Source organism: Streptomyces sp. NPDC048185, from assembly GCF_043202495.1.
Lineage (GTDB): Bacteria > Actinomycetota > Actinomycetes > Streptomycetales > Streptomycetaceae > Streptomyces.
On sequence record NZ_JBIDAN010000002.1, the window covers coordinates 82,938 to 102,196 of the forward strand.

Sequence of the window (19,259 nt, forward strand, 5' to 3'; positions counted from 1 at the left end):
CCGGTGGTCCGGCGAACCAGGGGTCGGACCGAAGGGCCGTCAACGCTATGTCTTGGTAGGGCAGTTGACGGCCCCTAATGTCCGTCAGCGGCGTGCGGCCAGGTACGCGTCCACCCCGGGTGCCTGGTGGGCATCCTCGACGCCGACCAGACCGCCGGCGGCCTCGGCGTCGGGCTTCAGCACATAGGTGGAGCGGCTCGCGGGCGCGGAGACGTCGGTGAAGTTCTGCGGCGTGCCCAGCCCGGTGTCGGCGTCGTGCTGGGAACGGTGCGCCTTGACCACGTCCTCACGGGTGAGGCTGCCGCCCTCGCAGGCCTTCTTCAGGTCGGCGCCGATCAGCTGGGCGGCGTTGTACCCGGAGAGCACGCCCGAGTCGACCGGGGAGCCGGGGTACTTCTTGCCGTAGGAGGCGACCATCTTCCGGACGCCCGGCAGATCGGAGCTGACGGCCGGTGCCGCGCTGACGACGTGGACCATGGCCTCCAGCGCCTTCGCGGCCGGCGTCTTCATCAGCTGCGGGGCGTACCCCGGCGCGCTGCTGACGATCGGCACCGTCAGCCCCTTGGAGGCGGCCACGCCGGCCAGGGACGCGGTCTGGGCGGGACCGGCACTGATCAGGACGGCCTTCACCCCGGCCTTGCTCAGCGCCGACACCTGCGCGGAGAGATCGGTGTCGGTGGCCTTGATCTTCTGGCCGGCCACCTTCATCCCGGCCTTCTCCGCGGCCCACGTCGAGCCCTCCAGCGCGTTCGCGCCGTAGTCGCCCTCGAAATAGACGTGGCCGATGGTGTCGCCCTTGGCGACTTTCCCGGTACGGGTCAGGAAGTCGACCGCGGCGATCATGTCGAGGTCGTAGGTGGTGCCGAGGACCTGGACGGCGTCCTTGCCGAGCAGGGAGGCCGCCCAGGCCTGCGGGAAGGTCAGCATGTGGTCGCGTTCGATGTCGTCGAGCAGGGCGGCGACCACCGGCGAGCCGATGACCTGGGGCAGGGCGACGACGTCCGGGGAGATGTCGGCGTAGGCGGTGACCGCCTTCTGCACGTCGTAGCCGTGGTCCTTGACGACGATCTCGACCTTGCGTCCGCAGATGCCGCCCGCGGCGTTGGTCTCGTCGGCCCACATCTGCTGGGCCTGCACGATGCTCTTGCCGAGGGTGGCGTAGGGGCCGGTGAGGTCGGTCAGCGCTCCGAGCCTGATGGCCTTGTCGCTGACTCCGGGGCCGGCCTTGACACCGTCGGCACCGTCGTCGGTGCTCCCGCCGTCCGCCTTGGAGCTGCAGGCGGTGCCCGCGAGCAGCACGGCGGCCAGCGCCGCGGCCAGGGCGGCGGTCCGGGTGGTGCGGGGCCTGGGGTGCGTGACGTTCACGGGGTGTGCTCCTTGGCTCGTGCGGTGGTGGCAGGGGTGGTCCGGGGCGTGGGCCCGGTGTCGGGAGGTCCGGTGACCGGGGGCCGGCGGCGCAGGCGGGCACGGATGCGGCGGGCCAGGCCGTGGAGGCCGTCGGGGGCGTAGAGGAGGATCACGACGATCGCCGCGCCGTAGAGGTAGCGGGCGGCCTCGGTGGGGCCGATCGAACCGTCGCCGGAGCCGGGCGTCGCGACCAGGGGCAACTGGTCGGCGTAGCGCGTCATCAGCAGGGGCAGTGCGGTCACGAAGACGGCCCCGGCGGTGGCCCCGGCCACGGATCCCAGACCGCCGATGACGATCATGGCGAGGTAGTCGACGGAGAGGGCCAGGGAGAAGTAGTCGGGCACGACGCGGCGGAAGGAGAGCGCCAGCAGCACGCCGGCGAGACCCGCGTACATCGAGGAGACGACGAACGCCGCCGAGCGGTACTTCGCCACGTGGACGCCCATCACGGACGCCGCCGTCTCGCTGTCGCGCAGCGCCACCAGGGCGCGCCCGGGACGTCCGCGCAGCAGTCCGCGCGCGGTGAACCAGGTGACGGCGAACAGGGCGAGGCCCAGGTACCAGAGCCGTTCCTCGGCGCCGAACGGCACGCCCAGCACCGTCAGTCCGGGGTCGGACTCGGCGAAGGTGAATCCGCCGAGCTCCAGCGGCGGGACCGAGCGGCCGTTGAAGCCGCCGGTGACGGAGTCCGCGGTGAGCAGGACGTGGTGGCCGAGGAAGACGAGGGCGAGGGTGGCCACGCCCAGGTAGATGCCCTTGACCCGGGCGGCGACGGGGCTGAACAGTCCGCCCGCGGCGCCGGCGAGCAGGACCGCGAGGACCGCGGCGAGCGCCGGGTGCAGCCCCGGCCCGGGCTCGCCCGCCAGCCAGACGTAGCCGTAGGCGCCGACGGCGAGGAAGAAGGCGTGACCGAGGGAGAGCTGTCCCGCGGTGCCGCTGAGGAGGCCGAGTCCCACGGCGCCGATGGCCGCGGCCATCGAGAACAGGCCGATGCGCAGCCAGAAGGCGTCCAGGTAGAAGGGCAGGGCGCACAGGAGGAGGGCGGACAGGAGCAGCGGACCACGCTGGAGGAGGCCGTTCGCCTTGCGGAGGTCAGACACGGACCGCTCCCTTCGCCGCGAACAGTCCGGCGGGGCGGACCAGGAGGACCAGCACCATCACGGCGTACGGGGCGACGTCGCCGAAGCCCTCGCCGAGGACGTGCAGATCGGACTGGTAGCCGGCGACGTACGCCTCGGTGAGGCCGATCAGCATGCTGCCGACCAGGGCGCCGACCGGGGAGGCCATGCCGCCGAGGATCGCCGCGGGGAACGCCTTGAGGGCGATCTGCCCGGTGGTGCGCTCCAGGCCCGGCGCGGGGAAGGCGACGAGGAAGACCGCGGCGAGCGCGGCGAGACCGCCGGCCAGGCACCAGGCGACGGTGCGGATCCGGGTCAGCCGTACGCCCATCAGCGCGGCGGCCTCGGCGTCCTCGGCCGCCGCGCGCAGGGACAGGCCCCACGGGGTGAACCGGAAGAGGGCGAAGGCGCCGCCGATGGCCACGGCGGACACCAGGATCGCGGCGACGCGGCTGTCGGCGACGGTCACCGGCCCCAGGTCGGTCACCGCGTCGCCCCAGGGATCGCCGAGGGGCAGCAGGTCCCCGCCGATGCGCCGGGCCAGGTCGGTGACCAGGACGATGTCGATGCCGATGGTCACGATGGTCTGCACATGGGCGCCGTGGGCGTCCTGCTCCCCGCGCTGGAGGAGCAGCCGGTCGAGCGCGCCGGCCACGGCGGCCGTGACGACGACGGCGAGGGCCAGCGCGCCGGCGAAGCCGAGGTCGTCGTGGAGGACCGCGACGAGGTAGCCGCCGAGCAGCAGCAGGGAGCCGTGGGCGAAGTTGAGGACGCCGGAGGCCTTGAAGATGGTGACGAAGCCGAGGGCGATCAGGGCGTAGACCGAGCCGAGGGCGAGGCCGTTCAGGAGGTTGTCGAGGAAGCCGCTCACGCCGCGCCCTCCCCGGTGGTGCCGGTGCCGAGGTAGGCGCGCAGCACCTCGGGGTCGCGCCGCACCTCGTCCGGGGTGCCGTGGGCGATGGCCTTGCCGAAGTCGAGGACGGTGACGTCGTCCGCGAGGCGCATGACCAGGCCCATGTCGTGCTCCACCAGAACGACGGACAGGCCGAGTTCGGCGCGGACCTCCCGGACGACCTCGGTCATGCGGACACGTTCGGCGGCGTTCATGCCGGCCACGGGTTCGTCGAGCAGCAGCACACGGGGCTCCAGGCAGAGGGCGCGGGCGAGTTCGACCCGCTTGCGGTCGCCGTAGGAGAGCAGGGCGACGGGTGAGTCGAAGTGGGCTCCGAGCCCGGTGAGTTCGGCGATCTCCCGGGCCTTGGCGAGGTGTTCGCGCTGTTCGCGCACGGCGCGCGGCAGACGCAGGGCGCCGGCGGCGAAGCCGGCGCGGGTCAGGGCGTGGCGGCCCAGCATCAGGTTGTCGGCGACGGTGCCCTGGGTGGTGACGATGTTCTGGAAGGTGCGGGCCACGCCGAGGGCGGCGATCCGGTGCGGGGCCAGCCGCGTCAGCTCGGCCTCGCCCAGCCGCACGGTGCCCGCGGCGGGCCGGTACAGGCCGGACAGGACGTTGAAGCAGGTGGACTTGCCGGCGCCGTTGGGTCCGATGACGGCGTGCACGGTGTCCGGGGCGACCGTGAAGGAGACGTCGTCGAGGGCGGTGAGGCCGGCGAAGCGCACGGTGACGCCGCGGACCTCGAGCGCGGGCGGCGCGGCGGTACGGGTGGTCACGCGGCCCCCTGGTCGTCGGCGGTCTCACCCAGGTAGAGGCGGCGTACGGCGTCGGTCCGCGCGAGTTCGTCCGCGGGGCCGGACAGGCGGATCTCGCCGACCTCCAGGACGTGGGCGTCGTCGGCCAGGGCGAGCGCCATGCCGGCGTTCTGCTCGACCAGGAGCACCGCGGTGCCCTGGGTGTTGATCTCGCGGATCACCCCGGCGATCCGGTCCACCATGAGCGGGGCGAGCCCGAGGGAGGGTTCGTCGAGGAGGAGCAGCCGGGGCGCCGCCATCAGGGCGCGTCCGATGGCCAGCATCTGCTGCTCGCCGCCGGACAGCAGGCCCGCGGCCTGGCGGGTGCGTTCGGCGAGCCGGGGGAAGAGGGCGAAGACGCGGTCCCGGGCCTCGCGGACCTGGGCCGGGGCGCGCCGGGAGAGGCCGAGGCCGCCGGCCCGCAGGTTCTCGTCGACGGTGAGCCCGGCGAACACCCGCCTGCCCTCGGGCACCTGCACGACTCCGGCGCGTACGGCGGCGACCGGGTCGCGGCCGTCGAGGGCCGTGTCGCCGTAGCGGACCCGGCCGGCCGTGATCGCGCCGCGGTGCAGGCGCAGGGTGCCCGACACCGCGCGCAGCAGGGTCGTCTTGCCGGCGCCGTTGGCACCGAGCAGCGCGACGACGCCGGCGTGCGGGACGGTCAGGGACACGGAACGGAGAGCGGACAGTACGCGCCCGTACGTCACGTCGAGGCTCTCGACGTGCAGGGCGGGCTCACCGTCCGGTGGTGCTGCGGGCATCGCGGCTCCTGAGGACCGTGCCGTGGGCACGGTGACGGGGGAAGGGGCGCTCACCACAGCACGGGGGGCGGGACGCGTACAGGGGCCGCGGGGTGGGTCGCTGCGGCGTCCCAGTCGGGGGGCGGGGAGTCTGTGCGGATGCCCACCCAGTGGGGGGCGGGCGGGGCGGGGGTGCGTTTTGCGGGGTGGGGGGTGACGGGCGTGAGTGGCGGGCGGGGGTGGGTCGCGTGGTCCGGTCCGGGCGGGGTGACCGGCGTGGGTGGGGCGGGCGGGGGTGGGTGGCGTGGCCCGGCGCTGCCGGGGTGCCTCCCCCCACTCTCGGCTTCGCTCGAGCGGGGGACCCCCACCGCCCACCCGTGCCGCCCCGGGGATACCTCCCAGGCCGTTCAGGCACTGGGGGAGGCACGACTGCCCGCAGCCAGGCCACTGAGGTCCTGTCAGCTGGGGTGGCTCGGTGCCGGGTCAGGTGGGGAGGACTCGGTGGGCTGTCAGGGACAGGGTGATCTCCACGAGGTCGGCCGGGCGGGCCAGGGAGCGGCCGGTGAGCTGTTCGCAGCGGCGCAGCCGGTTGAGGACGGTGTTGCGGTGGCAGTAGAGGCGTTCGCCGGCCCGCTGCGCCGAACCGTCGCAGTCGAGCCACGTCGTCAGGGTGTCCAGCAGCACGTCCCGGTCGGCCGGTTCCAGCCGCAGCAGCGGGCCGAGCACCCTGTCGGCGAGGGCCCGGCCGAGCTCGGGACCGGCCACGACCAGCGCGGCGGGGAGGTGGTCGGCCAGCCGGACGGTACCGCCGTCCTCGGGGCAGACGCCGAGCGCTGTGTCGGCGAGCCCGCGCGCCTCGCCGACGGCGGCCAGTCCCTCGACGGGGCTGCCGACGCCGATCCGCAGGCCGGGGACGGTGCCGCCCGGCACCGGCAGTTCGTCGTCCCCGGCACCGAGCAGCACGATGCCGTAGTCCACCTCTCCCCCGGTGTGCCAGTGGACGCGCGTCCCGTCCGGCACCACGGCCGCACGGGCGGCGGCGGAGCGCGCGGGGTGGCCGCCGGCGACGGCGACGACGACGTACCGGCCCTGCTCCGGCAGGTCCAGCGCCTGCGCGGCCTCGGGCAGGTCCGCGATGCGGCTGGTGCCGTCGAGGAGCCCGGCCGCCAGCAGCCGGGCCCGGTTCTCCCGGCGCCGGCTCAGCTGCCACTCGGTCTGCCGGTAGGCGTCCGCGACGAGGGTGCAGTGCTCGTCGACGAAGTTCCACACGTCGGCGGCCACGTGCACCAGCAGCCGGACGTCCTCGGGCGCGGTGCGGGAGGTCTCCTCGACCAGCCGCTGCCACACCAGGGAGCCGCCGAGGCGGAAGGCGTGCAGCAGGGCGTCCAGCGGCAGTCCCTGTTCGGCGCGGGTGGTGCCGATCCGCCAGGAGCAGCGGCGGGCGGCGTCCCGGGCGCCCCGCGGGTCCAGCAGAGAGGTGACGCTGTGCCGCAGCGAGCGGTGCGCCTCCTGCCAGGTCGCGGTGGGGTCCTTCGCCAGGGCGGCGCGGTACGCCGGCTCCAGCTCCCGCAGCAGTGCCACCAGCCGGTCGGTCAGTCCCGGCAGGTCGTCGAGCAGCCCACGCGCCGCCCGGTGCAGGACCCGCAGGGCGTCGGCGTCCATGAGCGAGGTGACGCCCGGTGTCCGCGGGCGCGGAACGGGCGTCAGTCCGGCGGTGCGGATCGCTGCTCGTGACCGTACGGCGTGTTGCATCGCGGTCCTCCCCAGGCAGGGCTCACGGAGGAGACCCGTCACGGGCCGTCCGCCCGCGCCCGGCCTGCCCCCTGACTCGTCCTGCCCCGAAGGATGGCATACCGTCTGGTCGGTCCCTAGAGCTGTGCACCGGTCTTTTCGGCCCGTTCCCCCTGTTCCGCCTGTTCGACCACGCGCGCCAGCTCCAGCCGGGACCGTACGCCGAGGACCGCGAAGACCTTGCGGAGGTGGTAGTCGACGGTGCGGATGCTCACCGCGAGGGTCAGCGCCACCTCCCGGTTGGTGGCGCCCTCGGCGACGTGCCGGGCGATGCGCAGTTGCTGCGGGGTCAGTCCGGTGAGCGTGCCGGCCGGGGCGGGGCCGCGCGAGGCGGCTCCGAGGGCCCGCAGTTCGCCGCGCGCCTGCTCGGCCCAGACACCGGCGCCGCACCGTTCGAACCCGGCCAGCGCGCTGCCGAGGCGGTCGCGGGCCTCGCGCGGCCGGCGCCGCCGGCGCAGCCACTTGCCGTACAGCAGGGCGGTGCGGGCCCGTTCGAAGTCGCCGCCCGCCTCGTCGTGCCGGGCGAGCGCACGAAGGTACAGCGCGTCGGCGTCGTCCGGCGGTGCCAGCAGGGCGTGGCAGCGGGACAGTTGGGCGGCGGCCTGCGGGTCGGCGCCGAAGGCCGCCCAGCCGGCGAAGTCCGTCAACAGCGTCCGGGCGTCCTCGTGCCGGCCGGCGAGGACGGCGGCCTCCACGAAGCAGGGCACCGCGAGCCGCCACACCGCGAAGTGCCCGCGCCGGGGCCCGGGCAGGACCAGGAGACCGAGCCGGTCGGCGGCGTTGAAGGGCCGGCCGCGCCCGAGGTCGGCGCGGGCCGCCGCCCACTCCGCCAGGGTGGCCGCCTGGGCCAGTCCGTGCCGGCGGGCGGTGGCCAGCGCGGCCGCCACGTGCCGGGCGACGACGTCCGGCTCGTCCTCGATCGACGCGGCCAGGGCCAGTACCGCGCGGTGGTGGGCGGCGGTGTTGCGCTGCCCGGCCCGCAGCGCGGTGCGCAGGCCCTCCTCCGCGTGGGCGCGGGCCTGCGGGTGCCGGCCGGCGCGCAGTTCGGCGTAGGCGAGGTACTCCAGTGCCTGCGGGACCAGCGTGTCCGACCCGAGGTGCCGGGCGGCGGCGAGGGCCCGCGCCCCGGCCCGGCGGGCGGCGTCCACCTCGCCCAGCAGCAGCGCCGCCGCCGCCGCGCGCAGCAGGCCCTCGGGACGCTCCTCGGTACCGGCGCGTTCCACGACGTGCCCGAGCGGTCCGGCCGCGCGGTCCAGCCGTCCTTCGAGCAGTGCCCGCATGCCGACGCGGTGGTCGCGCACCGGGTCGGGGGGCGGGACCGGCCGGCCGGCGCGCGAGGCGCCGGGGCGCCGGCCGGGCAGGGGTGGTTCCGGACCGAGGGCCGCCAGGCAGGTCGTCAGGTCGCCGGCCGTCCACGCCGCGTCGGCGGCGGCCAGGGCGGCGGCCGCGGCCTGGCCGGGGGCCTCGGCGGCGAGCAGGGACGCGGCCAGCAGCAGGGACTGGTGCGCGTCGTCGACGGGACCGTCGCGCAGTTCCGTCAGGCCCCGCACCAGCTCGGCGCGCCCCCGCACCACGGCGGGGGCGGCACAGCCCCGGGCCGTGGCGAGCAGCGGGCGCGCGCGGTCCGGCCGGCCGGCGAGCAGCTCCTGCTCGGCCGCGGCCGTGTACCGCTCCGCCCGGTCCGGGCCGTCGGCCGACAGCTCGGCGGCGCGGGCGTACGCCGTCGCGCGCAGCCGGTACGGCGCGGTCGTCGCGTCGGCCGCCCGGGCCGCGAGCCGGTCCGCGAGTGCCGGTGCGGGACCGGCACCGGCCAGGGACCAGGCGTGGTGGAGCAGCGCCGGAAGCCGCTGCCCGGCGGCCTCCAGGACGGCGGCCAGCGCGCGGTGGGCCGCTCGACGCCGGTCCGGTGCGGCGGTGGCGAGGACGGTGCGGCCGACCAGTGGGCTGCGGAAACGGAACCGGCCCTCGGCGAGCGCGAGGAGTGCGGGCGGCCGCTCCCTGACCCGCGCGGGCGCGGTGGCCGGCCGCAGCCGCCGTGCGGCGTCCAGGACGAGGGCCGCGTCGACGTCCGGGCCGTCCGACGCCCGGGCGGCCGCCGCCACCGTCAGCAGCAGGTCCCGTACCTCCGGCGACAGCCCGGACAGGGCCCCGCCCGCCACGGACCCGAGGGTGCCGGCGTCGGCCAGCGGGCTGGGCAGCGGCCGGTGTCCGCGCAGTTCGGCGGGTGACAGCCGGCGGGCCAGGGCGAGCAGCAGGGCCGGGTTGCCCTCCGCCTCGGCCAGCAGGTGCGCGCGCACGGCCGGGTCGGCGGTGCCGTCGGTCGCGTCGTCCAGCAGGGCGTCGGCCTGCGGCGGCGTCAGCGGGTCCAGGCGTACGGCGGGCAGGTGGGCGTACTCCGGGTCGACGGCCCGGTGTCCGGCCACGGACAGCAGCAGGCCGGTCCGGGCCGCCGGGTGCAGGCACTCCGCCGCTCGGCCCAGGGCGGCCCGGGCGGGCGGGTCCCACAGATGCGCGTCGTCCACGCACACGAGCAGCGGGCCGTCGCCGGCCGCCGCCCGCCAAGCCGCGAGCAGTTCCTCTGCCGGCACCGCCGGGTGCCGGTCCGGCCGGGCGTCGTCGAGCCACAGCACGGGACCGGCCGTGAAGGACCCGGCGGCCCACTGGAGGAGGGTGGAGCGGCCGAGCCCTGGTTCACCGGTCACCACCAGGGGGCCGCCGCGGGTCCGCAGGCCGTCCAACAGCGCTCCCACCGCGCGCCGTTGCGCGCCGCGGCCGTGGATCCGCACGGCCGTGGGTACGGTCGTCTCTCCGGTCATTCCCGGGAGGTTACGCGCGCGTAACCAGAGGCGGAAGCCACCGGTCCACGCCCGTCGCGCACCGGATCGGCCAGGTACCGACGGCCCCACCAGCGCTTTCCTCCCGGTCCGCGCGGGACAGGGCTGTGCGGCTGCCCAGGGCGCGCGGCCCCGGGGCGTGCGGCGGCACAGCGCGCGGGTGGCGGCACAGCGCGCGGGTGGCGGCACAGCGCGCGGGTGGCGGCCGCGCCGTACGCGCGACCGCCACCGGACCGTGCCGTGGAGGGTCAGGAGCCGTGCGGGCAGTTGCCCCGGTACTCCTCGATGGTCAGGCTGGGCCTCGGCAGCGGGCACAGGAACTGCTCGTAACGTGTGTCGTTGTCGATGAACCGCTTGAGCCAGGAAATGCTGTACTTCGCGATCGTCGTGTTGGACGTGTTCGGCGAGAAGTGGGTCGCGCCGTTCAGCTCCAGGTACGCGCGGTCCGTGGTGGAGGGCAGGCTGGAGTAGAAGGGCTCGGAGTGGGAGGCGACCGGGGCGACGGTGTCGCCGTCGGCTCCGACGATCAGGGTCGGGGTGGTGACCTCGGGCCAGCTCTTGTCGAGGTTCCAGGGGGTGAGGGGGATGGCGGCCTGCAGGGAGGGCCGGGACTTGGCGGCCTCGAGCGTGCCGCCGCCGCCCATCGAGTGGCCCATGACGCCGAGCCGGCTGCTGTCGATCCGGCTCCGCACGGAGCTGCGCTCGGTGAGGTAGTCCAGGGCGGCGAGCAACTGCCGTCCCCGGGAGTCGGGCTGGTCCAGCGTGGTGAGGGTGTCGATGGTGAAGACGACGAAGCCCTGCGATGCCAGGCGCGGCCCGAGCCAGGCGATGGAGGACTCGTACGCGGTGAAGCCGGGCGCGATCACGACGGCGCCGAACGTGCCGTCGCTGGTGCTGGTCGGGTAATGGATCGTGCCGCCGCCGAAGCCGGTGACGGCGAGTGAGGAAACGCTCGTGTCCGACACGGCGTAGGGGCCGCGCAGGGCCTCGATGCTGGAGGTGGTGGGCGCCGGGCCGCGCTCGTACGGGTTGTCGGCGGCGTGGGCGCCCGGGCCGGTGAGGGTGCTGAGCGCGACGACGGCGGACAGGGCCGCCGTGAGACCGGCCAGCCGCCGGCGCGTGGCGCGCGGAGCGGCGTGGGTGTGGGGGTTCGACTGCACGACGAGTCGTCCTCTCTGTCGTGGCGAGCCGCCCGGCCGGTGGTCGCGCGGACCGGGGCACGTGGGGTCGCGTCCCGGGCCGTCCGCCGGACGGGCCTCGCCGTTGAGCTGGCGGTGCCACTGTCGACGGGCGTGGCGGTGGCGGGGATCGGCAGAATCACCGGTCTCGTGGAACGCGGGCGGGTGCCTGGGGCCGGTTTCCGGAGCGGTGTGCTCACCGGTGCGGGTTCCTGGGGGTGCCGCCGGGGCGGGCGCGTCGGTGATCCTCGGCCCAGGGCTTGCGCGGGCACCCTCTTCGTGTGTCACGCTCGGGGCCGGCCGGGCGATGTGGTGCGCCGGCCGGCGTCGGGTCGGGCACCTCGGAGAGGCGGCGGCATGCGTATCGGACTGCTGGGCACCGGGCCCTGGGCGGACATGGCGCACGCGCCGGCCCTGGCCGGGCACGGCGAGGTGGACTTCGTGGGCGTGTGGGGGCGCCGCCCCCAGGCCGCCAAGGAACTGGCGGCACGCCACGGCACGCGCGCCTACGACGACGTCGACGCCCTGTTGGACGACGTGGAGGCCGTCGCCGTGGCGCTGCCGCCCGCCGTGCAGGCCGACCTCGCGGTGCGGGCGGCGCGGGCCGGGCGCCATCTGCTGCTGGACAAGCCGCTCGCGACGACGGTGGCGCAGGGGCGGGCGGTGGTCGAGGCGGTGCGGGAGACCCGGGTCGCCTCCGTGGTCTTCTTCACGACCAGGTTCCAGCCCGAGACCGAGGCGTGGATCGCCGAACAGGCCGGGGCGGGCGAGTGGTTCACGGCGCGCGCGCAGTGGCTCGGTGCGGTGTTCGGCGGCGACAGCCCGTTCGCGCGCTCGCCGTGGCGCCGGGAGAAGGGCGCCCTGTGGGACGTGGGTCCGCACGCCCTGTCCGTCCTGCTGCCGGTGCTGGGGGACGTACGGCAGGTGGCGGCGGCCGTGCCCGGTCCCGGCGACACCGTCCATCTGGTCCTCGACCACGCCGGCGGGACGACCAGCACGCTCACGCTCAGCCTGACGGCACCGCCCGCCGCGGCGGGCGCCGCGGTGGAGTTGCGGGGCGGTACCGGGGTGGCACTGATGCCGGAGAGCCCGGAGGGTCCGGTGCCCGCCCTGCGGAGGGCCGTGGACGCCCTCCTGACCGCCGTCGGCACCGGACGCCCGCATCCGTGCGACGCCGTGTTCGCCCTCCGGGTCACCGAGATCCTCGCCGGGGCCGAGGCGCTCCTGGGCGGTGGACGCTGAGTCCGGCCGGGGAGGCCTCCTCAGCGCGCGGGGCGTGAGCGCGGACGCTACCTCGTGTCGCTCCGCGCCGGAACAGCGGTCACACACAAACTCGCCATCTTAGGGGCACCGGTCTCCGGGCACGGCGGTATCCGGTCGTTGCGGGCCCGCCTCTCCGGCCTCGTGCCCATCCCGGGGCTCAGCCGTTGCCCGAGCGGGTCACTCGTGCCCCCCGCGTGCGCCGCGGCCACCCTGGTTCCGCCTCAATCACACCGTGCGGAAAGTGGGGTCCGAAGGCGCGGAGCACACTGTGGAGCGCGCGGTCCGGTGTACGTGTTCCCCTCCTCGACCGTACTCGACGCCGCCCGACGGTCGCTGCGCCGACCGCACCCCCCCGAGGAAGGAAGGGCACCATGGAACGCCGTACTCGCAGAAGCACATGCGTCGCCCTGTCGGCGGCTCTGCTTTCCTGTCCGCTGTGGGCCACCGCGGCTTCGGCTGCGCCGCCCATCACGTGTGTGGGCAGCCAGGTCACCACGTACAGCCCGGGGCTGAAGGAGCTCGTACCGCAGACGGTCACCTACACCTCAACGGGTTCCTACGGCTCGTGCGCGGTCAACGACGGTGTCACCTCCGTCACTTACCAGGAGGGCAGTACGGTCCCGAATGCGACGTGCGTGACCTTCCCCAGCAACGCGACGGCCACACTGGTCTGGCGACTCGCCAACGGCACAAGTCAGCAGTCCACCGTGCAGGTCACCGGCATCGACATCAGCGCGGCCGGCGCCACGCAGGTCTACACGTCGGCCGGGACGGTTCAGACCGGCCGCTACGCGGGCCACCTGGTGAACGTCACCGTCGCCATCGTCCCGGACCTCTCCCGTCCCGCACCGTGCCTGACCACCACCGGCCTGACCCACCTGGACGGCCTGAGCACGTTGACCATCGTGTGACCGTGGAACGCGGACAGGCCCCGTGGGACGGCGTCGCCCTCGGACGAGCCGCGCAGGACAGTGCGCTGCTGGCCGACGTCCTCGACGAACTCCTGCCCGGCGGATCTCAGTGAGGCGCCGGGACCGGTACGGCCAGCGGGGACGTCGCGTCGGGCAGGAAATAGACCGCGTGCAGAACGAGCGGAACCTGCGCCGCGTTCACACCCACGTGGGCCTGCTCCGGGCCCCGCGGCTCGACGAAACAGGAGCCCGCACCGACCGTGTCGGTGCTCCCGTCGGCGAACGTGTGGGTGAGGGTGCCTTCGGCGACGACCACGAGAACGGGACCCACGTGGTAGTGCCAACCGGTGCTCCCACCCGGTGGCACGACGGTTCGGCTGACGGTGACGTGCGTGGCGTCGAGGGGGATGCCACGAAGAGAACCGGCCACGGCGGCATGTATGAGGTCGAGCGTGACCGGCTCGGGCTCATCGCGGTCAGGAGGCAGAAGGGGAGAGTCGTTCTCCATTCTCGGCTCCTTCCGGCGCCACATGGTGCGGCCGCAGGACGTACTCCGACTCCCTACGGTAAAGGAGGTTCCCTCACATGACACGTCATCACCGCAGGACGCCGAGCAGACCCCACGACGAGGCACCACAGCCGTTCACGGTGGCCGAGTTGCTCGTGCGCGGACTTCGCACACTCGGTGTGCGCCATGTCTTCGGCGTCCCCGGAGGCCCCCTCCTGCCCCTGTACGAGGCTGTGGACCGCCTTCCGGGCATACGCATGGTGCTGGCCAGGCACGAGGAAGGTGCCGGTTTCATGGCCGAGGGGACCGCGCAGGCGACCGGCTGCCCGGGCGTGGTGTGCACCACCGCGGGACCCGGCGCCCTCCACGCCCTGACTGCCGCGGCGAGTGCGACCAGCGACGGAGTGCCCATGCTGGTCATCTCGGCGCAGACCGAATCGTCGCTGGCCGGACGGGGTAGCCTGCAGGACAGCAGCGGCGGGAACTGGTCCGTCGACACCGTCTCCGCCTTCCGCTCGGCCACCAAACTCTCGGCCCTCCTGCACCACCCCGACCAGACCCCCAGGCTGCTCGCCCACGCGATGCGCACCGCGCGGGCGGGGCGGCCCGGCGCCGTGCACCTCTCTGTACCGACCGACTTCCTGTCGAAGGCGGTGTCGACCGGAGCGGAAAGCTGCGTCCGCGCCCTGGAACGCCTGCGCTCGCCTTCGGCGACGGAGCCGGCCCGGAGTTCCGTCCGGCAGATGGCGGACCTGCTGCGGGCAGCGGGAAACGGGGTGGTCCTGGCCGGCCAAGGGGCCAAGCTGGCGCGCGCCACGACGCCGCTGGTCCGGTTGGCCGAATCGCTGGGCTGGCCCGTGGCGACCACGATCAAAGGCAAGAGCGTCTTCCCGGAGACTCACCCGCTGTCCGCGGGTGTCTTCGGCTTCGCCGGCTCTCCCCGCGCGCACGAAGTCGTCCTGAACCCTGAGGTGGACACGCTTCTCGTGCTGGGCAGCGCGCTGGGGGAACTGTCCACCGGCAACTGGCAGACCGGGCTGACCGACGGCCGGCGCGTGTGCCGGGTCGACATCGACCCGCTGCGCATGGACGCGGGCTTCCCGGCCGACGTGGAGGTGGTCGGCGACGCCGCGGCCGCCCTGGACGCCGTGCTGGAGGAGCTGGGCGCCGACGCCCCGCGGGCCGGTCATCGGCCGGAGGAGCCGTCGGGGCGGCCGGAGCCGGGCGAACCGGCCGCAGGAGAAGGCGGTCTGCCTGCCTCGGCGGTCGTCGCGTCGATGAGCAGGACACTGCCCGCCGAGACCCTGCTCTTCGTCGACAACGGCAACTGTCTGAGCTGGATGGGCCGGTGGTACGTCAGTCGGCCTCCCGGGGCCGTCCATGTCTCGCTGAACGTCGGTTCCATGGGGTACAGCGCGGGCGCCGCCGTCGGCGGGGCGCTCGCCCGCGACGGCAGCCCCGTCGTGGCGCTCACCGGCGACGCGGCGTACGCGATGAGCGGGATGGAGACCCACACGGCTGCCGAGGAGCGGCTGGCGGTGATCTGGGTCGTCCTGAACAACGGCGGCAACGCCATGGTCCGCAACGTTCAGGACGGCGTGTTCGGCCACTCCCACGGGGCGATGTTCCGCACCCCGATGGACGCGGCCACGATCGGCCGCGGTCTCGGCGCCCACGGCGTCGTGGCCCGTACCCTCCCCGAGTTCGAGGAAGCGTTGACGGCTGCCCTGGCCGCCGCGGACCGCCCGACGGTGATCGACGTGCGCGTCGACCCGTCGGAGGTTCCCTGGGCTCTGAAGGGCAGGATCGCCGCGCTGCGGGACGGTGCCTGAAGGACGCCGGGGACACCGTGCGGTTCCGCGGGAGTGCCTGCGTGGGCCGTCGGGGTCTGCCCGGCGTGCGGCGTGCGGCGGGCCGTAGGAGCGTGGTGGTGTGCGAAAGGTGTCCGCCGTGCTGCCGCGCCGGGGTGAGGACCGGCGCGGCTGGCTGCGGGGGGCGCCGCCGCCCCGCTGGGTACGGGCGCTGCCGGTCGCCCTGGTCGTGGCGATCTGTGCGGCGACGCTGGTCAGTCACGACCCGCTCGACGTCGGCTTCCTGCTCGGTGCCATCCCGCCGCTGGCGGTGCTGTCGTACAGCCCGCTGGCGACCGCCGTGCTGGGCGGCGCGGTGGTCGCGCTGCTGAACATCCCGGCCTTCCAGCTCGACCGGCCGGGCAACACCGACCTGCTGACCGTCGTCTTCGTCTCCGTTCTCAGCGTCTTCGTGTCCTTCGTGCGCAGCCGCCGCGACGCGCAGCTCGATCTGGAGCGCACGGTCGCCGAGGCCGCGCAGCGTGCCGTCGCGCCCCCGCTGCCCGAGCGGGTCGGCGCGGTGGTCTGTACCGGGCTGTACCGGGCGGCGCAGCGCGGGACGCTGGTGGGGGGCGACTTCTTCGACGTGCGGGACGGCCCGTTCGGCATCCGGGCGGTGATGGGCGACGTGCAGGGGCATGGACTGGCGGCGGTCGCGACGGTCGCCTCGCTGCTGGGGGCGTTCCGGGAGGCGGTGCTCGACCAGCCCGACCTGGTGTCGGTCGCCGCCCGGCTCGACCGCAGGCTGCTGGTGGACTCGGCGGACGCCCGGCACGCCGAGCTGTTCGCGACGGCCGCGCTGCTGGAGTTCTCCGCCGACGCCCGGGAGGTCCGCGTCGTCGTCTGCGGCAACCCGCCGCCCCTGCTGCTGCGCGGCACGAAAGCCACGGAGGTGGAGGTCACACCGTGGACACCGCTCGGGCTGGGGCTGGCGGACGCCGGCACGATCGAGGCGTGCACGGTCCCGCTGCGCCCCGGTGACCGGCTCTTCCTCGCGTCCGACGGGGTGGTCGAGGCCAGGGACGGCAGCGGTGCGTTCTATCCGCTGGCCGACCGGCTGCCCGGTCTGGCGGGCGGGGAGGCCGCCGCGCTCGCCGAACGTGTCTGGGCGGATCTCGTGGGCTTCTGCCCGGACGTGGACGACGACGTCACGATGCTCGTCCTCACCCCTTCGCCCCTGCCCGCGCGCTGAGGTCCTGTTCGTGCTCGCCCTCGGCGTCGATGTGGGGCAGGATCCGGTCGAGCCACCGGGGTGTCCACCAGGCGTGGCTCCCCAGCAGGGTCATCACGGCGGGTACGAGGAGCAGGCGTACGACGGTGGCGTCGATGAGCACGCTGACGGCCAGGCCGAGGCCGAGCATCTTGACCACGATGTTGTCGCTGATGAGGAACGCGGCGAAGACGCTCACCATGATGAGGGCCGCGCAGGTGATCACCCGCGCGGTGATCTCCAGCGCGTGGGCCACCGACCCTTTCGCGTCCCCGGTGCGCAGCCAGGCCTCGTGCACGCGGGAGAGCAGGAAGATCTCGTAGTCCATGCTCAGCCCGAAGATGATGGCGAACATCATCATCGGGACGTAGCTCTCGATGGGCACGGTGCCGTTGACCCCGAGCGCGGGTCCGCCCCAGCCCCACTGGAAGACGACGACGACGACGCCGTAGGAGGCGGCGATCGACAGCACGTTGAGGACGGCGGCCTTCAGGGCGACCAGCAGGCCGCGGAAGACGGCCAGGATGATCAGGAAGGCCAGGGCGACCACGACGCCGATGATGAGCGGCAGCCGCTCCGCGACGATGTCGCGGAAGTCCACCTGGGCGGCGGTGGTGCCGGTGACGTAGCCCTTGGCGTCGGTGCCGGCGACCGCGTCCGGCAGGGTGCTGTCGACCAGGCGGTTGGCGAGGCCGGTGGTGGCGGCGTCCTGCGGGGACTGCTTCGAGTAGACCGTGGCGAGCAGGACGTCGCCGTCCTGCGTCGGCGTCACGGGCGTGACCACGGCCGTGCCGGGCACGTCGCCGAGATCCCCGGTGACCTTGGAAGCGAGGTCCGAGCGCTGTGCCTGGGGTACGCCGCTCTGGTCGACGACGACGGTCAGCGGTCCGTTGGAGCCGGGGCCGAACGCGTCGGTCATCAGGTCGTACGCCCGCCGGTCGGTGAACGAGGTGGGGTCGGCGCCGTCCCCGATGTGGCCCAGCTGGATGGAGAACAGGGGGACGGCGAGCACCACGAGCACCGCCACGCCCGCGGCGAGGAAGTGCCAGGGCCGTCGTTCCACCCGCTGGGCGTAGCGGTGCCAGGTGCCGTGCGGCTCGGTGCCCGGCTCCGCGTCGGTCTCGGCGACGGGGCGGCGCACCCGGAGCCGGTCGATGTGCCGGCCGACGAGGCCGAGCAGGGCGGGCACCAGGGTCAGGGCACCGAGCACGGCCGAGACGACCGTCACCGCGGCGGCGATGCCCAGTTTGCCGATGAAGGACACGCCGGAGGCGTACAGACCCAGCAGGGCCACGATCACGGTGCAGCCGGAGACGAGTACGGCGCGGCCGCTGGTGGCGGTGGCGTGTCCGGCCGCCCGCACCGGGTCGGCGCCGTTCATGAGGTTCTGCCGGTGCCGGGTGATCAGGAACAGGGCGTAGTCGATGCCGACGCCCAGTCCGATCATGGTGGCGAGGGTCGGTGACACGGTGGCGAAGGTGAACGCCGCGGCGAGGAGGCCGAGGCAGGACAGACCGCCGACCACCGCGATCAGCGCGGTCACCAGCGGGGCGACGGCGGCGATGACACTGCCGAAACCGATCAGCAGGACGACGATGGCGACACCGAAGCCGATCAGCTCGCTCACCCGGTCGTCGGCGTCGGGCCGGGCCAGCTCCCCGAGCGGTCCTCCGTACTCGACCTCGGCGCCGGCGGCGCGCAGCGGCTGGACGGAGTCGTCCACCCCGTGCAGGTAGGCGTCACCGAGCTGGGAGGGCTGGATGTCGAAGCGGACCGTGAGGTAGGCCGTACGGCCGTCCGAGGACAGGGGGCCGACGTTCGGTCCGGACGACGAGCCGGAGGCGGGAGGGGCGGTGAGCGGGTTCTGTACGGACAGGACGTGCGGCAGCTTCTGCAGGTCGGCCACGGTGGTGGACATCTGCGAGCCGAGCGAGGTCAGCGGCTCGTCGGCGTCGTGCACGACGATCTGGGCGCTGTAGCCGCCGGCCGCGGGGTCGTGCCGCTCGAGGACGTCCAGGCCCTGCTGCGACTGGGACGAGGACAGGGTGAAGTTGTCCGAGTAGTCCCCGCCGAAGGAGCGGTCCGCGAAGTGGAGGGCCACGAGGGCGACGAGCCAGGCGACGACGACGATGACGCCGTGCCGGGCGCACCACTGTCCGCACCGGCGCAGGACGCCCGCTCTGCCCGTGGCCCCTCGTCTCCCGCCACCGGTACGGCTGCCTGCCATGCGCATGCCCTTTTCTGCCGGGCGGATGGTCCGATGCGCCCCATTAGACGTCGCGCCGCCCGGTGCGGCACCTCAAGGCGCACCGGACGCTTCCGGATGCGGGCGCAGCTCCGGCATTGAATGGTGATATCGGGATAGTCGGCACCGGTAGCAGAGCACCGGCACCGAAGCAGCGATCCGGACCGAGGAGCAGTCATATGTCCACGTCAGAGTCCGATGCCTCCCGGTCGTCCGAAGTCGGCGCGAACGAGGACCGCGCCACTCCCGACGACCGGCTCCACATCCGTACCGGCACGGAGGTGTCCCCCGAGGACGTCGTCCTCGCGGCCGGCCGGGACCTCACCCCGAAGAACCTCGAATGGGCCAGGAACAAACTGGCCGAGGAGGGCCCTGCCGCCCTCGACAAGCTGCTGCCCTGACCGAACCGCCGTGGGGGGGGCGCCCCGCCCCGGGGGGGCCCCCCCGCGGGGGGGGCGGGGGGCGCGCCGCGCCCCCCCCCCCCGGCCGCGCGGGCAACCCCCCCTGCCCGGCCCCCA

Annotated in this window: 15 protein-coding genes; 5 read left to right on the plus strand and 10 right to left on the minus strand. The window is 74.5% G+C overall.

Going from position 1 to position 19,259, the window contains the following annotated elements:
- Positions 1 to 84: 84 nt before the first annotated feature.
- From ACGF3H_RS06300 to ACGF3H_RS06335, 8 genes are all read right to left on the minus strand, one after another.
- On the minus strand, positions 85 to 1,365 hold the full coding sequence (locus ACGF3H_RS06300; RefSeq protein WP_362500406.1) for an ABC transporter substrate-binding protein: 1,281 nt from the start codon (positions 1,363 to 1,365) through the stop codon (positions 85 to 87).
- A complete protein-coding gene (locus tag ACGF3H_RS06305; RefSeq protein ID WP_362500407.1) occupies positions 1,362 to 2,507 on the minus strand; it encodes a branched-chain amino acid ABC transporter permease in 1,146 nt (381 codons plus the stop codon). Before ACGF3H_RS06305 ends, ACGF3H_RS06300 begins: the two co-directional genes overlap by 4 nt.
- The gene (locus tag ACGF3H_RS06310; protein ID WP_362500408.1) at positions 2,500 to 3,396 is read right to left on the minus strand and encodes a branched-chain amino acid ABC transporter permease; all 897 of its coding nucleotides are present in this window, start codon (positions 3,394 to 3,396) and stop codon (positions 2,500 to 2,502) included. Before ACGF3H_RS06310 ends, ACGF3H_RS06305 begins: the two co-directional genes overlap by 8 nt.
- Entirely contained in the window at positions 3,393 to 4,193 is an 801-nt protein-coding gene (locus tag ACGF3H_RS06315; RefSeq protein ID WP_362500409.1) for an ABC transporter ATP-binding protein, read from the minus strand. The genes ACGF3H_RS06310 and ACGF3H_RS06315 overlap by 4 nt, the downstream gene beginning before the upstream one ends.
- Entirely contained in the window at positions 4,190 to 4,972 is a 783-nt protein-coding gene (locus tag ACGF3H_RS06320) for an ABC transporter ATP-binding protein (RefSeq protein ID WP_362500410.1), read from the minus strand. Before ACGF3H_RS06320 ends, ACGF3H_RS06315 begins: the two co-directional genes overlap by 4 nt.
- Positions 4,973 to 5,434: 462 nt before the next feature.
- A complete protein-coding gene (locus ACGF3H_RS06325; protein ID WP_362500411.1) occupies positions 5,435 to 6,703 on the minus strand; it encodes a helix-turn-helix domain-containing protein in 1,269 nt (422 codons plus the stop codon).
- A 116-nt stretch (positions 6,704 to 6,819) separates the two neighbouring features.
- Positions 6,820 to 9,558: a helix-turn-helix transcriptional regulator gene (locus ACGF3H_RS06330; protein WP_362500412.1), complete on the minus strand. Its 2,739-nt coding sequence runs from the start codon at positions 9,556 to 9,558 to the stop codon at positions 6,820 to 6,822.
- A gap of 266 nt (positions 9,559 to 9,824) precedes the next feature.
- Positions 9,825 to 10,736 (minus strand): dienelactone hydrolase family protein, encoded by a 912-nt coding sequence (locus tag ACGF3H_RS06335; RefSeq protein WP_362500413.1) that lies wholly within the window; start codon positions 10,734 to 10,736, stop codon positions 9,825 to 9,827.
- A 375-nt stretch (positions 10,737 to 11,111) separates the two neighbouring features.
- Here ACGF3H_RS06335 and ACGF3H_RS06340 point away from each other — a divergent pair, with 375 nt between their 5' ends.
- Together ACGF3H_RS06340 and ACGF3H_RS06345 are read left to right on the plus strand one after the other, a co-directional pair.
- Positions 11,112 to 11,996 (plus strand): Gfo/Idh/MocA family oxidoreductase, encoded by an 885-nt coding sequence (locus tag ACGF3H_RS06340; protein ID WP_362500414.1) that lies wholly within the window; start codon positions 11,112 to 11,114, stop codon positions 11,994 to 11,996.
- Positions 11,997 to 12,493: 497 nt separating this feature from the next.
- Positions 12,494 to 12,928, plus strand: a complete 435-nt coding sequence (locus ACGF3H_RS06345) for a hypothetical protein (protein WP_362500415.1) — start codon at positions 12,494 to 12,496, stop codon at positions 12,926 to 12,928.
- Between the two features lie 106 nt (positions 12,929 to 13,034).
- On the opposite strand, the gene ACGF3H_RS06350 is transcribed toward ACGF3H_RS06345, so the two are convergent.
- On the minus strand, positions 13,035 to 13,436 hold the full coding sequence (locus ACGF3H_RS06350; protein ID WP_362500416.1) for a cupin domain-containing protein: 402 nt from the start codon (positions 13,434 to 13,436) through the stop codon (positions 13,035 to 13,037).
- A gap of 77 nt (positions 13,437 to 13,513) precedes the next feature.
- On the opposite strand from ACGF3H_RS06350, the gene ACGF3H_RS06355 reads away from it, so the two are divergent.
- Positions 13,514 to 15,268, plus strand: coding sequence for a thiamine pyrophosphate-binding protein (locus ACGF3H_RS06355; RefSeq protein ID WP_362500417.1), 1,755 nt, complete (start codon positions 13,514 to 13,516; stop codon positions 15,266 to 15,268).
- Positions 15,269 to 15,368: 100 nt separating this feature from the next.
- Complete coding sequence (locus ACGF3H_RS06360) at positions 15,369 to 16,478, plus strand: PP2C family protein-serine/threonine phosphatase (RefSeq protein WP_362500418.1); 1,110 nt, start codon at positions 15,369 to 15,371, stop codon at positions 16,476 to 16,478.
- Here ACGF3H_RS06360 and ACGF3H_RS06365 read toward each other — a convergent pair.
- Entirely contained in the window at positions 16,450 to 18,723 is a 2,274-nt protein-coding gene (locus ACGF3H_RS06365) for an MMPL family transporter (protein WP_362500419.1), read from the minus strand. The genes ACGF3H_RS06360 and ACGF3H_RS06365 overlap by 29 nt on opposite strands.
- Before the next feature lie 197 nt (positions 18,724 to 18,920).
- Between ACGF3H_RS06365 and ACGF3H_RS06370 the strand changes: the two genes are divergently transcribed.
- Positions 18,921 to 19,142, plus strand: a complete 222-nt coding sequence (locus tag ACGF3H_RS06370) for a hypothetical protein (RefSeq protein WP_393588595.1) — start codon at positions 18,921 to 18,923, stop codon at positions 19,140 to 19,142.
- Positions 19,143 to 19,259 lie beyond the last annotated feature (117 nt).

Excerpts from the sequence above, each read along its gene's own strand:
- ACGF3H_RS06330 (WP_362500412.1), bottom strand. The coding sequence starts at position 9,558 with ATGACCGGAGAGACGACCGTACCCACGGCCGTGCGGATCCACGGCCGC.
- ACGF3H_RS06325 (WP_362500411.1), bottom strand. The coding sequence starts at position 6,703 with ATGCAACACGCCGTACGGTCACGAGCAGCGATCCGCACCGCCGGACTG.
- ACGF3H_RS06365 (WP_362500419.1), bottom strand. The coding sequence starts at position 18,723 with ATGGCAGGCAGCCGTACCGGTGGCGGGAGACGAGGGGCCACGGGCAGA.
- ACGF3H_RS06320 (WP_362500410.1), bottom strand. The coding sequence starts at position 4,972 with ATGCCCGCAGCACCACCGGACGGTGAGCCCGCCCTGCACGTCGAGAGC.
- ACGF3H_RS06340 (WP_362500414.1), top strand. The coding sequence starts at position 11,112 with ATGCGTATCGGACTGCTGGGCACCGGGCCCTGGGCGGACATGGCGCAC.
- ACGF3H_RS06350 (WP_362500416.1), bottom strand. The coding sequence starts at position 13,436 with ATGGAGAACGACTCTCCCCTTCTGCCTCCTGACCGCGATGAGCCCGAG.
- ACGF3H_RS06355 (WP_362500417.1), top strand. The coding sequence starts at position 13,514 with ATGACACGTCATCACCGCAGGACGCCGAGCAGACCCCACGACGAGGCA.
- ACGF3H_RS06370 (WP_393588595.1), top strand. The coding sequence starts at position 18,921 with ATGTCCACGTCAGAGTCCGATGCCTCCCGGTCGTCCGAAGTCGGCGCG.